Below are 15,626 nucleotides of genomic sequence, written 5' to 3' on the forward strand. Positions count from 1 at the left end.
AATTACAATACCAAACGCATTAATTTATCTTTTATGCCTTTGAAGTCAAAGGCATTCACTACCCATTCAAATTCATTTTTAATTTCGTCATTCATCAAATGTCCAATACTACCTTGATGGGTATGCTCAACCTTTTTAACGGGTTGATAGGTACCTTCTTCAATTGCTAATCCAATTTGTTTGTAGGCTTCTCTAAAGGGTATTCCTTTTAAGACCAAATCATTCACTACCTCAACACTAAAAAGGTAATCGTACTTCGCATCTGCTAGAATTGTTGGATTTACTTGCAGGTGTTCCAACATCAATTGTGTCATGGCTAGACATTCTTTTAACGAAGTAAACGCTGGGAAAAGATTTTCCTTGAGCAATTGCAGATCACGGTGATAACCTGAGGGTAAATTGGTTGTCATAAAGGCAATTTCATTGGGTAGGGCTTGTATTTTATTGCAACGCGAGCGAATCAATTCCAATACATCGGGATTCTTTTTATGTGGCATAATGCTCGAGCCTGTGGTTAGTTGATCTGGAAAGGCGATAAAATTATAATTCTGGCTCATATACAAGCAACAATCCATTGCCCACTTACTAAGCGTAGCAGCAATAGCCCCCAGTGCTTGTGCTACTAATCGTTCGCTTTTTCCTCTTCCCATTTGTGCGTAAACGACGTTGTAATTCATACATTGGAAGCCCAGGAGTTCTGTCGTCAATTGTCGATCTAGGGGAAAAGAAGAACCATAGCCCGCTGCTGAACCTAAAGGGTTTTTATTGACCACCTTCCAAGCGGCTAACATCATTTCTAAATCATCGACTAAACTCTCGGCATATGCCCCAAACCACAGTCCAAAAGAAGAAGGCATTGCCACCTGCAAATGAGTATAGCCTGGCATTAACACCGCTTTATGTTGATTGCTCAATTGTTGAAACGTTTCAAAAACACCTTTCACCTGTTGCACCACACTTTCAATTTCATGGCGGAAATACAACTTCAAATCGACCAAAACCTGATCATTTCTAGAACGCCCTGCATGTATTTTTTTTCCTGCCTCGCCGATTCTTCTCGTCAAAAGCAATTCGACTTGGGAGTGAATATCCTCCACATCTTCTTCAATCTGAAAAGTTCCCGCTACGATCTCATGATAAATAGCCTTTAACTCTTTCTGAATAGTGGCTAATTCAGTTGCCGACAGCAACCCTATTTGTTGTAACATCTGGGTATGCGCCAAAGACCCTAGCACATCAAAAGAGGCTAAATTCATGTCCAACGTTCTATCTTGACCAACAGTAAATGCTTCAACCGCTTGATCTACTGCTGTGTTTTTTTGCCATAATTTCATTTTACTTCACAATTTGATTCAACATTTCAATATACAGGCTTATGCCCTGTTCTATCTCCTCGATATACACATATTCATCCGCCGTATGCGACCGTGCAGAATGACCAGGGCCACACTTTAAAGAAGGAATAGCTAACAAAGCTTGATCACTAGTTGTGGGAGAACCATAGGTATTACGTCCCAATTGAATACCCGCTTGTACAATCGGATGTTCTTTAGCTATAGAGGAGGGTTTTAAACGCGTTGAACGCGCATCCACCTCACAATCCACCTGTTGTTGTACGATTTCCAATACCTCCTCATTTGTATAGGCATCGGTGACGCGAATATCCACTACAAATGAACAAGTAGCAGGAATAACATTGTGTTGGGTTCCAGCCTGAATCATAGTCACACTCATCTTAATTGGTCCAAATTCTTCTGATACTTTAGGAAACTGGTAGGTATTAAACCAATTGATAGCTTCAATAGCCTTGAAAATAGCATTTTCGCCTTCATTTCGCGCGGCGTGACCAGAGCGTCCCCTCGCAACACAGTCCAATACCATCAACCCACGTTCTGCTATTGCCAAATGCATCTGTGTAGGTTCGCCCACAATGGCAAAATCCAAGTTTCCTAACTTGGGAAGAACGTACTCCAAACCAGCTGTCCCAGAGATTTCCTCTTCAGCAGTAGCGGCAATACAAAAATTGTATTTCAAATTTTCTTGCTTGTGAAAGTGGAGAAAAGTAGCCAACAACGAGACTAAACAGCCCCCTGCATCATTGCTCCCCAATCCGTATAATTTACCCTCACTGTGCGTAGGCATGAAGGGATCTCGGGTGTAATCCTGATTTGGACGTACCGTATCGTGGTGAGAATTCAACAGAATTGTCGGTTTACTCGCATCGTACTGTTGATTAAACGCCCAAACATTATTGAGTTCGCGATGTACTTCCACCCCCTGATCTGTTAAAAATTTAGCCAATAGCGTCGCCGTTTGATCTTCTTCTTTACTAAAAGAGGGAGTTGCAATTAATTTCTCTAGCAGTTTTATTGCTTGTATACTTCTTTCGTTTTTCATTTTTTTAGTTAATAGTGGCTAATCGTTGTTCCTGCCATGGGATCTAGAAGATCTTGTGCTTGTTTAATGCAAACGCGATACACCTCTCGTTCAACAGCCGCAAGCGCATTGGCAATCTTGGGCACCATCCCTGTTGCTATTACCCCCTCCTCTTTTAGTTGATTAAAAATAAGCGGGTTAATCGTATGAATTACAGATGAATCATCGTGTATATCTCGTAATACTCCTTTGCGTTCAAAACAGTAAACCAAATCAACTTGATAATGTCTTGCCAAGGCAATTGCTAAATTTGAGGCAATTGTATCCGCATTTGTATTCAATAGTTGTCCTTGTTGATCCGCTGTTATCGCCGAAAAAACAGGGCAAAGTTCTAGTTCTAGCAATTGTTTCAAACGTTTGCCATTGACCTCTTCAGGGGTAAAATCACCAACAAAACCATAATCTATGGTCGTTACAGGACGTCTTTGACTAGTAATCAACTGAGCATCCGAGCCTGAAACACCAAGGGCATCACAGTTTCTTGTTTGCAATTGGGCGACAATTTGCTTGTTAATCCATCCTGCATAAACCATAACAGTAACCGCTAACATGTCTTCGGAAGTAATGCGTCTACCCTCTACCATTTCAGTAGGAATACCCAGGGAATCCGCCAATTTAGTCGCTATTTTTCCTCCTCCATGTACTAAAATTTTTAGTGTATCCAATTGAGCAAAAGCAGTTAAAAAATCGCTTAATGCTTTTGCATCATCTACAATATTTCCACCTATCTTAATTACTGTTAGTTTTTGCATCTTTATTTATTTTTCAACATTTCTTGTAAAACCACTTGTGCAGCCCATACTCTATTCCCCGCTTCTTCCACAACAAGTGAATGTGGGCTATCCAAGACTTCCGCAGCGAGAACCAAATCGCGTCTGACAGGTAAACAGTGCATTACTTTTGCTTGATTAGTGGCTTTCAAATGTTCCAAGGTCAACATCCACGAAGGATCCGTACACGTAATCTGCCCATAATTTTCATAGCTAGACCAATTTTTAACGTAAACAAAGTCAGCTTCTTCCAAGGCTTCCTCTTGATTGGTTGTACAAGTTGCACTTTGAGTGAATTCTCCTTTTAGGGCATAGCCCTCCGGATGGGTGATAACGAAGTCAATTAATCCTTCTTTTTCCGCTTGTAACATCCATTCAGCGAATGAATTGGGTACTGCTTGTGGCAGAGATTTAACGTGAGGGGCCCAAGTTAAAACGACCTTTGGTCTCTTTTTCAATGGAACGTATTTCTTTGTCACTTCGTCATACTGGAAATTGCCGTGCTCGACAATAGTGATTAAGTCAGTAAAACTCTGTAAAGGGTGTCTTGTTGCTGTTTCTAAGCTCACTACAGGCTTTCCACAGTATTGTACAAATTTGTGAAAAAGAGTTTCACTATAATCTTCTTCAGCATTTTGTAACCCTGGAAAAGAGCGCAAACCTAGAATATCACAATATTGTCCCATTACAGCAGCGGCCTCTTTGATGTGCTCTGCCGTATTTCCATTCATGACCACACCGTCGTTTGTTTCCAGCGCCCAACCCTCAGAGGTCATATTCATTACCATCACGTCCATGCCGAGATTCATAGCCGCTCTTTGTGTACTCATACGTGTACGCAAACTCGGATTTAAAAACACCAACCCCAAGACTTTGCGTTTTCCCAAATGTTCATTTTGAAACGGATTAGCCTTGCATGCCATTGCGCTGTGTATTGCCTCAGATAAGGAAGGTAGATCGTGTATTGAAAAAAACTGTTTCATCGGTTCTCCTATTAATATTGTTGTATTCTCTTACTGAATTTGGTTAAAAATAGGTCTGCATCGCCTTTGGTAAGATTCAAAGCCGGCAGTAAACGAATGACGTTAGGACTTGCATTTCCAGTAAAAATGTGATCTTTAAACAGCAAATCTTGGCGCATATTATTTAGTTCAACAGGGAGGTCAATGCCTATCATTAGTCCTTTTCCTCTCACAGCTTGAATTCTATCAAAAGAGCTGAGCTCATTCAACAAATAATTCCCTATTGTTTTGGCTTGTTGCAGTAATTGTTCTTGTTGCATCACTTCCAAAACGGCCAATGCAGCTGCACAAGCCAAGTGATTCCCACCAAAGGTAGTACCCAATTGGCCGTGCCACGGTTTGAACTCAGGTGAAATTGCTAAGGCGCCCATAGGAAAACCGTTGCCCATCCCCTTGGCCATGGTATATATATCCGCTTGAACACCCGCATCATGGACGGCGTAAAAAGACCCCGTTCTACCGTATCCACATTGAATCTCATCAGCAATAAAAACAGCGCCATACTGCTTGGTTAAGGCCCTAATCTTCTGTAAAAATGCCGGTGTAGCAACTTGAATACCTCCTACACCTTGAATACCTTCAATTATGACAGCCGTAACCTCCTCTCCATAGGAGGCAAATGCACACTCTAGTGCTTGTTCATCATTAAATGGTAGGAATATCACTTGGTCCGTTTCATTTATTGGTGCACTTAGCTTGGGGTTAGCCGTGGTAGCAACTGCTAGAGAGGTTCGTCCGTGAAATGCAGCTGTAAAGGCAATTACCTTTTTTCTTCCATTGTGAAACGAAGCGAGCTTTAGTGCATTTTCATTGGCTTCTGCTCCTGAATTACACAAAAACAATTGATAAGCGGCAATCCCTCCAACCTCTCCCAATAGGGTAGCTAACTGTTGTTGAAGAGGAATCTCAATCGAATTGGAGTAAAATCCTACCAAGTCCAATTGCGCTTTTAGAGCCTTTACATAGTGAGGATGTGTATGTCCAATGGATATAACCGCATGACCTCCATAGAGATCCAAATAGGCTTGTCCGTTTGCATCGAAGACATAACTTCCCTGTCCTTTGACAATTTCAATTGGGTGTAAAGGATATACATCATATAATTTCATCATAATGGGTCGTTTTTTTAAAAAGCAGACGCTTTTAGCATTAAACCTGTTTTTTCGTCTAATCCGAATAATAGATTCATATTTTGAACGGCTTGTCCAGAAGCTCCTTTCAATAAATTGTCGATGGCGCTGGTAATCAACACATCATTTTGGTGTTTTTCAATCGAAATCAAGCATTTATTGGTGTTTATTACTTGTTTCAGGTGAATTCCTTCCGCACTAAAATGAGTAAAAGGATGAGACGCATAGTAATTTGCATACAGCATTTGCAGCTCGCTTAACTCCAAAGAGGAGCTGAGCACCACACGTGCAAAAATTCCTCTTGTAAAATCCCCTCGTTCTGGAATAAACTTAATTGAAGGTATTCCCTTGTGTTGCAGCTGTGTTAAACTAGCACCTATTTCTGCCAAATGTTGATGGGTGAAAGCTTTATAGACTGAGGTATTATTGGCTCTCCAGCTAAAATGAGAGGTAGAGGCTAAGCCTTGACCCGCACCAGTAGAACCCGTAACGGCTTGTATGTAAATAGAATCAGACAACATTTGTTGTTGCGCCAGAGGGAGCAAAGCCAATTGAATCGCCGTTGCAAAACAACCTGGATTAGCGACATATTGTGCTACTTTTAGCTGGGTTCGATTTAACTCAGGCAAGCCATATACAAAGGGGTTCTCCTGCGACTTTAGCCTAAAATCCTGACTTAGGTCGATAATTTTCACCTCTTTGCCAAAGGGGTGTTTTTGCAAAAATGCCATAGCATCCCCATGTCCTACACACAGAAAAACGACGTCAACAGTTGCTGATAGTTCCTTGGTAAATAGCAGATCCGTATCGCCAAACAAGTCAGTATGTACGCTGTGAATGGGTTGATTGGCATGGCTATTCGAATGCACAAAAGCTAGTTCTACAAAGGGATGCAACAGCAATAAACGCAAAAGCTCACCGCCTGTATAGCCTGCACCACCTACAATGCCAACTGTAATTTTGTCTTTACTCATCGTCTTGTGTATTTACTTTGTGCCAAATCATCACTTGATTACCAAATATTTTTGAAAATCCCTTTACATCTTCACCAGTCCAAGAATTATTCATCTCGCCGTAGCTCCCGAAGTCATTAGACATTAAATCGTGTTTTGATTCAATTCCTTGAACGACAAAACGATGAGGATAAAGTGCAACCCAGACTTTACCGCTAACGGTTTTTTGCGTACTCAACAAAAAAGCTTCCATGTCGCGCATAATGGGATCGTGGAACTGTCCTTCGTGTAAGAAGTTGCCATAACTTGAACTTAGTTGTTCTTTCCAACTCAACTGCCACTTGGTTAAGGTATGTTTTTCAAGGGTGTGATGCGCCTTGACTAAGATTAGTGGAGCAGCAGCTTCAAAACCTACTCTGCCCTTAATTCCGATAATGGTATCCCCCACGTGAATATCACGTCCTATGCCAAAGGGCTGGGCTAAGGCTTGTAGTTGTTGGATCACTTCAGTAGGATTCATGGTAACACCATTCAGTGCTACTGGCTCTCCGTGATCAAACACAATCTCAACAACCTCCTCGGTTGTCTTGGTCACTGGAGTTGGCCAGGCTTCTTCTGGTAAATATAGGTTAGAAGTTAACGTTTCCTTTCCACCTACTGAAGTTCCCCACAACCCTTGGTTAATAGAATATTTTGCTTTTTCTGCATTTATTGTTACGCCCTGTTTCTCTAAGTAGGCGATCTCTTCCTCTCGGCTTAGTTTTAAATCGCGAATCGGAGTAACAATCGTCACATCGGGCAATAAAATATTGAAAATCATATCAAATCGAACCTGATCATTTCCTGCACCTGTACTTCCGTGAGCAATCGCATTGGCCTTCATTTGCTTGGCATACTGTGCAATTGCAGTCGCTTGACATACGCGTTCTGCACTAACAGACAGTGGATATGCTGCATTTTTCAATACATTGCCAAAAATCAAGTACTTGACACAGTTGTTGTAATACGCTTGCGTCTGGTCAATTGTCGTATGAGAGGCAACTCCTAACGCATAAGCTTTGGCTTCGATTGTCTGTAATTCTTCGGGGGAAAAACCACCTGTATTGACGAGGACTGAGTGTACATCGTACCCTAATTCTTCTTTTAAATAAAGGACACAGAAACTAGTATCAAGGCCACCGCTAAAAGCTAAAACTATTTTTTTGTTCATCTTGTTCATTGTTACATTTAAAATAGGTGTGTTTTTTTCACCGTTTGTTTAATCTTCATCTGCAATCTTTTCAGCAGCGAATACTTCTTTTGCATTTCCTTTAATCGTTCTTTTGCTTTTGTCTTTTGATCGATTTTTGATCGCAATTCTCTTTCTTTTTCGACAGGATCCCACAACATGGAAGTACAGAGGCAGTTTTTTCGTTCTTTGCTTTGTAGAATTGAAAAGTTGATACAACTTTCACATCCTTTCCAAAACGACTCATCCTGTGTAAGTTCGGAGTAGGGAACAGGTTCATAGCCTAGATCAGAATTGATTTTCATTACGGCGAGACCTGTGGTTAATCCAAAAATTTTTGCCTGTGGATACGTGGATCGGGACAGTTCAAAAATGCGTTTTTTAATCGCTTTGGCTAAGCCTTCCTTTCGAAATACGGGGTTGACTATCAAACCAGAATTGGCAACGTAATCGCCATGACTCCAGGTCTCGATATAACAAAATCCTGCCCAAGTTCCATCTTGATGTAAAGCAATCACAGCTTTGCCTTCGAGCATTTTGTTCGCCACATATTCGGGTTGCCTTCTAGCAATTCCCGTACCGCGAGCTTGAGCAGAAAGAGCCATTTCCTCGCAAATTTGTGTAGCATAACCAACGTGTGTTTCATTCGCTGGTATAACGATAAACTGATTTGAATTCATCTCAAAAACAGACAGTTAGAATTCAACAAAGCCAATAGAAAAAACCGCCAAACGCATGAATTCTCCCTTTCAATCTCGTTGAAATACATTAAAAATTGGATAGATTTATTGAGTTGGGAGACCGTGAGGCGCCCAAAGATAAAGGATGCTTAAAAAATTAAGCCCGTGACCGCGATGACCGCGAAGTAGATAACAAGAAAATCCCAGCAGTAGCAGGAGCTATGCTGTGTGCCAAAAACGTAATATGTTGTACTGTTTTTTTCATTTCTCGTCTATACCCTGATGGGTTGGTACAAAGTTTTCTAATAATAATTTTAATATGCAAGCATTTTTAAAAAAAATAATATTTAATTTTCAAAACACTTATTATCAATACATTATTTCATTATAGCGCAATATAAAACACTAAAAAATAAATGATAGATCCTAATAAACAAAAACCAAGCCAAAAAAAAAAGACTACTTCGAGAGTAGCCTTTCTTTCCATGCTGAGTTAGCATTGATTTATTTTTTGATTGTTATCGTCTTGTACGTATACACTTTACTATTTCCTATAAGCGCTTTATTATTCTTGTAATAACTTATTGCTTTAGTTGGATAACCTTGTGAATTAAATTCGTATTCCGTAACCCACTCAACACCTTCATACTCCTTAAAGGTAACAACATTGTTTTTTCCAATTTTTGACAGGGTTAACGGGTAGGTAGATTCATAATTGTCATATAGCAAACTAATATTCATATTTGCATATGGATTCAATTTATCATCATAAGTGAAAAATTCTTGTTCTCCATTGTCAGTCGGATTAAAAGCATGGATTATATTTCCATTGCTGTCGTATTCGTAGTTTATCGTATGCTGGCTGTTATCCATACTAGTCGTAATCGTGCTAATTTTGTTTTCTGCATTATAGCCGTAGTTTTTCAGTTCACCTTCGGTTACTTCAAAAGATTTCGTAAGCAATCCTTGGTTGTTATACTCAAAAGTTTCATCGTACCAGGACTCATTATTGCTAATATCTACTACATGTAATCTTGTGATCAAATTAGCATCGTTGTATGTAATAGTAGATTTTGTTTTATTCAGGTATCCTCCATCAAAAGGAATCTCATCTAACTGATTGCTCTCAATTGCAGTCACTTGATTCTTTTGATTATAGGAAAACACATGTGTTGTCTGGCTAAAAAGTTCCGTTTTTATCAGCTCTCCACTCATGTAATGAGAAGAATACTCCGTTTCTTCCACGCGGTCCAATACAAATAGCGTTTCTTCATCAGGTTTCTCCTCTCCGGGTTTCTCCTCCCCTGGTTTTTCCTCTCCTGGTTTTTGCTTGCCCATTGAATTATCATCAGACGTACAATTGAAGGCAAGACAAGCAATAAAGCAAAGCCCTACCATTTTAAAAATCTTTTTCATGCTGTTTTAATTAAATTTAGCACAAAAATAACTTCTTTTTCCTATCGGAATTATCCCCATATAATTTTTATCGCAAATGATAAAAACACTCTTTATATCCAAAAAAAATCGATTAGTATCTGATTACAATTGCAACAAAAGTATTAAACAGTTCCTTTCGATATAAATTTGCTATCTTCTATTTTACTATAAACCAGTTTTTTTACAATTTAATTCATTGATACGAGAAAAAAAAGGATGTCTTTCGACATCCTTTTTTTTATATTCACTGAGAAATTAATTTTCCATTAGTATTGCAATAAGCTTTTTACATCATAGGGTTTTAATTTATCACGCCCGTGTAAAAACGACAGTTCCATTAAGAAATTTACTTGTACAATTTCTCCTCCTAGTCGTTCTACCAATCGGCATACAGCTTCAGCAGTACCTCCTGTAGCTAAAACGTCATCGTGAATCAACACTTTTTCTCCAGGTTTAATGGCATCGGCGTGAATTTCCAAAATGTCGGTACCGTACTCTAACTGATATTCTTGGGCAAGGGTATCAAAAGGCAATTTACCCGGTTTACGAACGGGTACAAATCCGGCATGTAGTTCTTTAGCTAACAAGGTGGCAAAGAAAAACCCTCGGCTTTCCATACCGACAACGCGATCTATTTTTTTATTGCCGACCAATGCTAAAAGCTGTTTCGTTGCAGCTTCCATTGCTGATGCATCATTTAAAAGTGGCGTAATATCTTTAAAACCAATTCCTTCTTTTGGGAAATCTTGAATATCTCTAATATAATGCTCTATCTTCATAATTTACTGTATTCGCGCTTTGTACGACTTGATTACTTATTTACTTTGTGCTACGGACATTACCTTGCTACACACCTGAATAGGGTCGATGGTACGCATTGCATCTTCATACCCTTCCACCACTTTATTGCCGTACACTGAGGTGGGCAACAACGGGTATTTTTGGCGATCTGCTGTAAGGCAATACGACATGGGCTGATTGAATGGTGCAAAACCCGCATAGGGATGTGTAGCGCCCCACAAAGTTACGACTTTTACCCCTAACATAGCCGCAATGTGTGCATTTCCAGAATCCATAGACAACATCACATCTAAGTGTTGAATCAGGTTCATCTCCACCTCTAACTTGACTTTACCTGCCATTACAATGACATTGTAATTATCGCGTTTCAATTGATTTAACAAGGCAATTTCTTTCTCTCCCCCACCAAAGAGGAAAATAACGCAATTCTCTTGTTCAGCTAGTTCATCCACTACTTTTTGCATCAAATCCAGCGGATAAACCTTGCTGTCATACTGTGCAAAAGGAGCAATCCCAATCCAAGTTTTGCCTTCTTCTTGGCAGAACTCTTTTAGCTCTGGAGCTAATTTGGGAACAACGGGAAAAGTAGGAGTATGCATTTCAACAGTAAATCCAAGTTTACCCAAGGTTTGAACGTGATTTTCAACCATCGTTTGTACAGGTTGAAACACTTTATTTTCAGCGCGAGTCAACGCTTTTTTGGCTGCTCTACCTTTGTCTAATGCCGCGGTCTGTATGCCGGAAAACTTGCATAGGGTACGCACAATTTGCGCGCGTAATACATTGTGAAAATCCGCAAAATAATCGGGTTTCATCTTTTTGATCTCTTGATACAAGCGAATCAAACCCAAGAATCCTTTGTGCTTTTTCTTGACATCTACAGAGAAGAAATCTACGCGCTGAATACCCTTGAAAAAAGGTTTAAAAAAAGGACGGGAAACAACAGTAACCCGAAGGTTTGGATGTTGCTCAACTAGAGCGCGAATCACTGGAACAGTCATGGCAACATCGCCCATAGCTGATAATCTAAAAATAACAATATGTTCTACCCCTTTCACTAAACTATGATTTTATTTGGAACAAGAAAAGCGTGATTATCCACGCTTTAACAAACAAAAGTAATTTTTTTTACTGATACAAAAAAATGATATTTAACCCTGGGTTCTTTTCTTCATTTTCGCCCTGCAAGCACAGCCGAAGTAGAAACATAAAAAAAGGGAGTACGATTATACTCCCTTTTTTGGTTATTTTTTATTTTGATACAATACCGGATTTAATTCCTCGTCGTTGTACATTTTCATTTGTTTGTACACTTTCATGTATTTATCTCCGTTGGCGATATCGTTGAGTAGATCGTCAATTGCCGTAGACAAATCTTGTTTTTGCTCTAATAAAACGTCTAATTTCTCTTGACATTTTGCACGGTGCTCTGGCGTAGCTTCTGGTCTAGTTGCCTCTTCGCGCATGTGGTAAATCTTCAAAGCCAAAATAGAGAAACGATCGATCGCCCAAGCTGGACTTTCAGAGTTGATTTTAGCTCCTTCTTTTACTTTTACCCCTTGGTATTTGTTCAAGAAATAGCTGTCAATGTATTCAACCATGTCCGTTCTTTCTTGGTTTGATGCATCAATTCTTCGCTTTAACGCTAAAGCAGCAACCGGATCAATCTGTGGGTCGCGGATAATATCCTCAAAATGCCATTGAACCGTATCAATCCAATTTTTTAGATATAATAAATGTCTGATATCATCTTTCGGATAAGGATTGCTAATAGGCTGATCTACATTATCGTATTTATGATAGTCGCGAATACTCTCTTCGAATATTGGAAATGCTAATGTTGAAAACATAGGAATAATTTTATTTACAAATATAGTTTTAATACTTTTATGGTACTAATTATACCGTTATGAAAATTCACTATATTTCTGAGGAAAATAGCATTCTAAATCATTTCTTAGCCCAGCTTCGCGATGTGAACATTCAACAAGACAGCATGCGTTTTAGAAAAAACATTGAGCGCATTGGCGAAATAATGGCCTATGAATTGAGCAAGACCTTACCTTATAAAGCACTTGATGTTCAAACCCCATTAGGCACTAAACACACCACCTGCATTGAGGATAACGTTGTGCTATGTTCTATCCTACGCGCTGGATTAGCATTACATACAGGTTTTATGAACTTTTTTGATGATGCCGAAAATGGCTTTGTTTCCGCCTACCGCCGTCATGGAAAACATGGGGAAGCTAGCGAGATCTTAGTAGAATACCAAGCAGCTCCTTCATTTCAAGATAAGATTTTGATATTGATTGACCCCATGCTAGCTACAGGACAGTCTCTTGTTGCAGTAATTCATAAGTTAATGACTGAAGAAAAACCGAAAGAACTTCACCTAGCTGTTGTTATTGCTGCTCCAGAGGGAATCCAATACTTAGAGGAAAATCTTCCTGCTAATGTACACCTATGGGTTGCTACTTTAGATGAAAAATTAGACGATCACAATTATATTGTGCCAGGGCTAGGAGATGCTGGGGATCTTGCTTATGGTCAAAAATTATAAAATGATCAATTGCATAAGATAGAAATACAAGCCAATACCGAAAATACTGTACACATTGGCTTCTTTTCTCCACTTTTGTGGGATACTTTCAATATAGTTGGCACCTAAAATTGCCAACGGGAAGAAGGTAAACACCAATAATCCGTTTGATTTATCTGCGGATATTACATAAATAGCAGCACCTATAAGAAATGAAAGTATGATTTTCTTGTAGGTGTTTTGCATATTATACGGTCTACTCTTGATGGCCAACGCCTGAGAAACTGCATATAATAGACAAACAGAGACAAAAACAGCTAAGGCAATATTTTGATACACATTGTCGAAATACATGAAATCAAAGCTAATTTGTACGCGATCCGTCCACCAACTAACAAAATGCACTTCTTCAATAAGCAAATAAAGACTTAAAAGAATCGAAGCTCCAAAAAAAGCAATAAGGGGAATAATCCAATTTCGATAGTCCTTAGCGCCAAAAAAAGCAATCGCATAAAACAAGAGAATCAGATAGAGAATACTCCAAAAGTGAAATAAACTCGCAATACAGATCCAAAGTGAGGCATCTAAGATCTTTTCTTTTGATTGTTTGAGCGAGTGTAAAGACAAAATACGACGAAGCGCTAAGAGAATAAAATAACTCGCAATAATGACGCGTACATTCTCAAAGGAAGTGGGAAATAGAAATAAAAAACTAGTAAAAAGCAAGGGCACATAGCCTGTATCATCAACAAGTCGATTCCTAGATACAATGAATTGAGACAGATATATCATCAACAATAACAGCAGTAAAACACAACTGCGCTTTACCATTTCAAAAGAGGTCCATTCAATAGTGGTATCTAAACCAATGAATAAACTGTATCCTGTTACGATTAAAAGCGTAAGCATGATATAGTTAATCGGTCTAGTTTTACTAAAAATACTTGCTAACATGTATATATTTTATATTTTTGTAGTACTATTTGTTTCTTTGGCTATTTTGTATTCGTATTAAATATTACAAAATTCAAATAATATTATCTAATTTAAAAATAAAGGAAAATGACTTCATTTTTTAATGGTTTAGGATTCTTGTTTGAAAAAATTCTTTTCATTCCTATGGATTTCTTTGCAAAACTAGAACTTGAGAACTGGTGGACTGCAAACATCATTACGTGGATCTTCATCCTAATCACTTGCTACTATTTTGTATTTTGGTTAAAACAACTACAACTATTCAAAGCAAAGGATGAGGATACGCAAGATACAACAGCCCACTCATTTCTAAAGTAGTTAACTATCTAAAGATCGAAACCGATATCTTTACGATAATAAATCTTATCGAAATTTAGTTTATCTATGTTTTGATAAGATTTTTTTAGTGCCTCATCGTAACTAGTTCCATACGAAGTAACGGCTAATACGCGACCTCCATTGGTTACAATTTGATTGTCTTTTAGTGCTGTACCAGCGTGAAAAACAATAGAATCTTCTACTTGTTCTATACCGCTAATTACTTTTCCTTTTTCGTACTCTTCTGGGTATCCACCGGAAACCAACATCACCGTTGTTGCACTGCGCTGATCTAATTCAATTGTTTCAGCCCCAAGTTCTTCTTTCGCGATTGCTTGGAATAAAGCGACTAAATCTGATTTTACACGAGGCATCACCACTTCTGTTTCTGGATCTCCCATGCGAACATTATATTCAATAACAAAAGGATCATCACCTACTTTGATGATACCGATAAAGATAAATCCTTTGTAGTCTAATTGATCTTTTTTGATTCCTTCCACTGTTGGAATTACAATGCGATCTTCGATCTTTTTGAGGAATTCATCTGTAGCAAATGGCACTGGAGAAACTGCTCCCATACCACCAGTATTCAGACCTTTATCTCCTTCTCCGATACGCTTGTAATCTTTTGCTGTAGGCAGTAATTTATATGATTTTCCGTCCGTTAATACGAAACAACTCAATTCAATTCCCGATAAAAACTCTTCGATAACAACTTTAGAACTCGCGTCGCCAAATTTGGCATCCACCAACATATTTTCTAGCTCTGCTTTGGCTTGGTCCAAGTCTTCCAAGATCACGACCCCTTTACCAGCTGCTAGTCCATCTGCCTTTAACACATATGGTGCTTTTACTGTTTCCAAAAATTTCTTTCCTTCTTCTACAGTATCTTTGGTAAAGCTTTGATACGCCGCTGTTGGAATGTTGTGTTTAATCAAAAATTCCTTGGCAAAATCTTTACTCCCTTCCAATTGAGCTGCCTTTTTTGAAGGACCAATGACAGGAATATGACAAATACTCGCATCTTGTTTAAAGAAATCGACAATTCCTTTTACTAAAGGATCTTCTGGTCCAACCACAACCATATCGATTTGATGCGTGATAACCGCTTCTTTAACCGCTTCAAAATCATTGGGATTGATTGCTATATTTTGGGCAATTTGTGCTGTTCCTGCGTTACCAGGGGCAACAAATACAGCTTCACAATGTGGGCTTTGTAACATTTTCCATGTTAGTGCATGCTCACGTCCACCTGAACCTAATAATAAAATTTTCATTAATTGTGTTGTTTGTTATTAAGGCTCAAAAATAATTATAAAAAAACGAATAAA

General features: G+C 38.8%; 16 protein-coding genes. 2 read left to right on the forward strand and 14 right to left on the reverse strand.

Annotated features, from left to right (window positions below; all coding sequences use genetic code 11):
- Positions 1-2: 2 nt before the first annotated feature.
- The 12 genes from argH to HX062_RS04190 form a co-directional block, all read right to left on the reverse strand.
- Positions 3-1,334, reverse strand: coding sequence for an argininosuccinate lyase (gene argH, locus HX062_RS04135; RefSeq protein WP_182628347.1), 1,332 nt, complete (start codon positions 1,332-1,334; stop codon positions 3-5).
- Between the two features lies 1 nt (position 1,335).
- Positions 1,336-2,397 carry a M20 family metallo-hydrolase gene (locus HX062_RS04140; protein WP_182628348.1) on the reverse strand — a complete coding sequence of 354 codons (1,062 nt, stop codon included), beginning with the start codon at positions 2,395-2,397 and terminating at the stop codon, positions 1,336-1,338.
- Between the two features lie 8 nt (positions 2,398-2,405).
- Positions 2,406-3,188, reverse strand: coding sequence for an acetylglutamate kinase (gene argB, locus HX062_RS04145; protein ID WP_182628349.1), 783 nt, complete (start codon positions 3,186-3,188; stop codon positions 2,406-2,408).
- Between the two features lie 2 nt (positions 3,189-3,190).
- Positions 3,191-4,189 (reverse strand): Rossmann-fold NAD(P)-binding domain-containing protein, encoded by a 999-nt coding sequence (locus HX062_RS04150; RefSeq protein ID WP_286466509.1) that lies wholly within the window; start codon positions 4,187-4,189, stop codon positions 3,191-3,193.
- Between the two features lie 11 nt (positions 4,190-4,200).
- A complete protein-coding gene (locus tag HX062_RS04155; protein WP_286466510.1) occupies positions 4,201-5,340 on the reverse strand; it encodes an aspartate aminotransferase family protein in 1,140 nt (379 codons plus the stop codon).
- Between the two features lie 14 nt (positions 5,341-5,354).
- The gene (gene argC, locus HX062_RS04160; RefSeq protein WP_286466512.1) at positions 5,355-6,332 is read right to left on the reverse strand and encodes an N-acetyl-gamma-glutamyl-phosphate reductase; all 978 of its coding nucleotides are present in this window, start codon (positions 6,330-6,332) and stop codon (positions 5,355-5,357) included.
- The gene (argG, locus tag HX062_RS04165) at positions 6,325-7,521 is read right to left on the reverse strand and encodes an argininosuccinate synthase (protein ID WP_430530051.1); all 1,197 of its coding nucleotides are present in this window, start codon (positions 7,519-7,521) and stop codon (positions 6,325-6,327) included. The genes argC and argG overlap by 8 nt, the downstream gene beginning before the upstream one ends.
- Positions 7,522-7,538: 17 nt before the next feature.
- Positions 7,539-8,219: a GNAT family N-acetyltransferase gene (locus HX062_RS04170; RefSeq protein WP_286466514.1), complete on the reverse strand. Its 681-nt coding sequence runs from the start codon at positions 8,217-8,219 to the stop codon at positions 7,539-7,541.
- 504 nt (positions 8,220-8,723) lie between these two features.
- Positions 8,724-9,635 carry a hypothetical protein gene (locus HX062_RS04175; protein ID WP_286466515.1) on the reverse strand — a complete coding sequence of 304 codons (912 nt, stop codon included), beginning with the start codon at positions 9,633-9,635 and terminating at the stop codon, positions 8,724-8,726.
- Positions 9,636-9,922: 287 nt separating this feature from the next.
- A complete protein-coding gene (locus HX062_RS04180) occupies positions 9,923-10,435 on the reverse strand; it encodes an adenine phosphoribosyltransferase (protein WP_182628356.1) in 513 nt (170 codons plus the stop codon).
- 36 nt (positions 10,436-10,471) lie between these two features.
- A complete protein-coding gene (locus HX062_RS04185) occupies positions 10,472-11,473 on the reverse strand; it encodes a glycosyltransferase family 9 protein (RefSeq protein WP_430530056.1) in 1,002 nt (333 codons plus the stop codon).
- 228 nt (positions 11,474-11,701) lie between these two features.
- Positions 11,702-12,307 (reverse strand): DUF4254 domain-containing protein, encoded by a 606-nt coding sequence (locus HX062_RS04190; protein WP_182628358.1) that lies wholly within the window; start codon positions 12,305-12,307, stop codon positions 11,702-11,704.
- 59 nt (positions 12,308-12,366) lie between these two features.
- On the opposite strand from HX062_RS04190, the gene upp reads away from it, so the two are divergent.
- Complete coding sequence (gene upp / locus HX062_RS04195; RefSeq protein ID WP_182628359.1) at positions 12,367-13,020, forward strand: uracil phosphoribosyltransferase; 654 nt, start codon at positions 12,367-12,369, stop codon at positions 13,018-13,020.
- On the opposite strand, the gene HX062_RS04200 is transcribed toward upp, so the two are convergent.
- Complete coding sequence (locus tag HX062_RS04200; RefSeq protein ID WP_286466517.1) at positions 13,015-13,953, reverse strand: DUF6427 family protein; 939 nt, start codon at positions 13,951-13,953, stop codon at positions 13,015-13,017. The two genes, upp and HX062_RS04200, sit on opposite strands and share 6 nt — an antisense overlap.
- A 108-nt stretch (positions 13,954-14,061) precedes the next feature.
- Here HX062_RS04200 and HX062_RS04205 point away from each other — a divergent pair, with 108 nt between their 5' ends.
- Positions 14,062-14,292 (forward strand): DUF6341 family protein, encoded by a 231-nt coding sequence (locus HX062_RS04205; RefSeq protein WP_182628361.1) that lies wholly within the window; start codon positions 14,062-14,064, stop codon positions 14,290-14,292.
- Positions 14,293-14,300: 8 nt separating this feature from the next.
- On the opposite strand, the gene purD is transcribed toward HX062_RS04205, so the two are convergent.
- Entirely contained in the window at positions 14,301-15,572 is a 1,272-nt protein-coding gene (gene purD, locus HX062_RS04210) for a phosphoribosylamine--glycine ligase (RefSeq protein WP_182628362.1), read from the reverse strand.
- Between the last annotated feature and the right edge of the window lie 54 nt (positions 15,573-15,626).

The sequence above is a fragment of the Myroides sp. DF42-4-2 genome (genome assembly GCF_030326445.1).
Taxonomy (GTDB): domain Bacteria; phylum Bacteroidota; class Bacteroidia; order Flavobacteriales; family Flavobacteriaceae; genus Flavobacterium.

What these genes read in the sequence shown, in the direction of transcription:
- argH (WP_182628347.1), bottom strand. Translation starts at nt 1,334, where the DNA reads ATGAAATTATGGCAAAAAAACACAGCAGTAGATCAAGCGGTTGAAGCA.
- HX062_RS04140 (WP_182628348.1), bottom strand. Translation starts at nt 2,397, where the DNA reads ATGAAAAACGAAAGAAGTATACAAGCAATAAAACTGCTAGAGAAATTA.
- argB (WP_182628349.1), bottom strand. Translation starts at nt 3,188, where the DNA reads ATGCAAAAACTAACAGTAATTAAGATAGGTGGAAATATTGTAGATGAT.
- HX062_RS04150 (WP_286466509.1), bottom strand. Translation starts at nt 4,189, where the DNA reads ATGAAACAGTTTTTTTCAATACACGATCTACCTTCCTTATCTGAGGCA.
- HX062_RS04155 (WP_286466510.1), bottom strand. Translation starts at nt 5,340, where the DNA reads ATGATGAAATTATATGATGTATATCCTTTACACCCAATTGAAATTGTC.
- argC (WP_286466512.1), bottom strand. Translation starts at nt 6,332, where the DNA reads ATGAGTAAAGACAAAATTACAGTTGGCATTGTAGGTGGTGCAGGCTAT.
- argG (WP_430530051.1), bottom strand. Translation starts at nt 7,521, where the DNA reads ATGAACAAAAAAATAGTTTTAGCTTTTAGCGGTGGCCTTGATACTAGT.
- HX062_RS04170 (WP_286466514.1), bottom strand. Translation starts at nt 8,219, where the DNA reads ATGAATTCAAATCAGTTTATCGTTATACCAGCGAATGAAACACACGTT.
- HX062_RS04175 (WP_286466515.1), bottom strand. Translation starts at nt 9,635, where the DNA reads ATGAAAAAGATTTTTAAAATGGTAGGGCTTTGCTTTATTGCTTGTCTT.
- HX062_RS04180 (WP_182628356.1), bottom strand. Translation starts at nt 10,435, where the DNA reads ATGAAGATAGAGCATTATATTAGAGATATTCAAGATTTCCCAAAAGAA.
- HX062_RS04185 (WP_430530056.1), bottom strand. Translation starts at nt 11,473, where the DNA reads ATGGGCGATGTTGCCATGACTGTTCCAGTGATTCGCGCTCTAGTTGAG.
- HX062_RS04190 (WP_182628358.1), bottom strand. Translation starts at nt 12,307, where the DNA reads ATGTTTTCAACATTAGCATTTCCAATATTCGAAGAGAGTATTCGCGAC.
- upp (WP_182628359.1), top strand. Translation starts at nt 12,367, where the DNA reads ATGAAAATTCACTATATTTCTGAGGAAAATAGCATTCTAAATCATTTC.
- HX062_RS04200 (WP_286466517.1), bottom strand. Translation starts at nt 13,953, where the DNA reads ATGTTAGCAAGTATTTTTAGTAAAACTAGACCGATTAACTATATCATG.
- HX062_RS04205 (WP_182628361.1), top strand. Translation starts at nt 14,062, where the DNA reads ATGACTTCATTTTTTAATGGTTTAGGATTCTTGTTTGAAAAAATTCTT.
- purD (WP_182628362.1), bottom strand. Translation starts at nt 15,572, where the DNA reads ATGAAAATTTTATTATTAGGTTCAGGTGGACGTGAGCATGCACTAACA.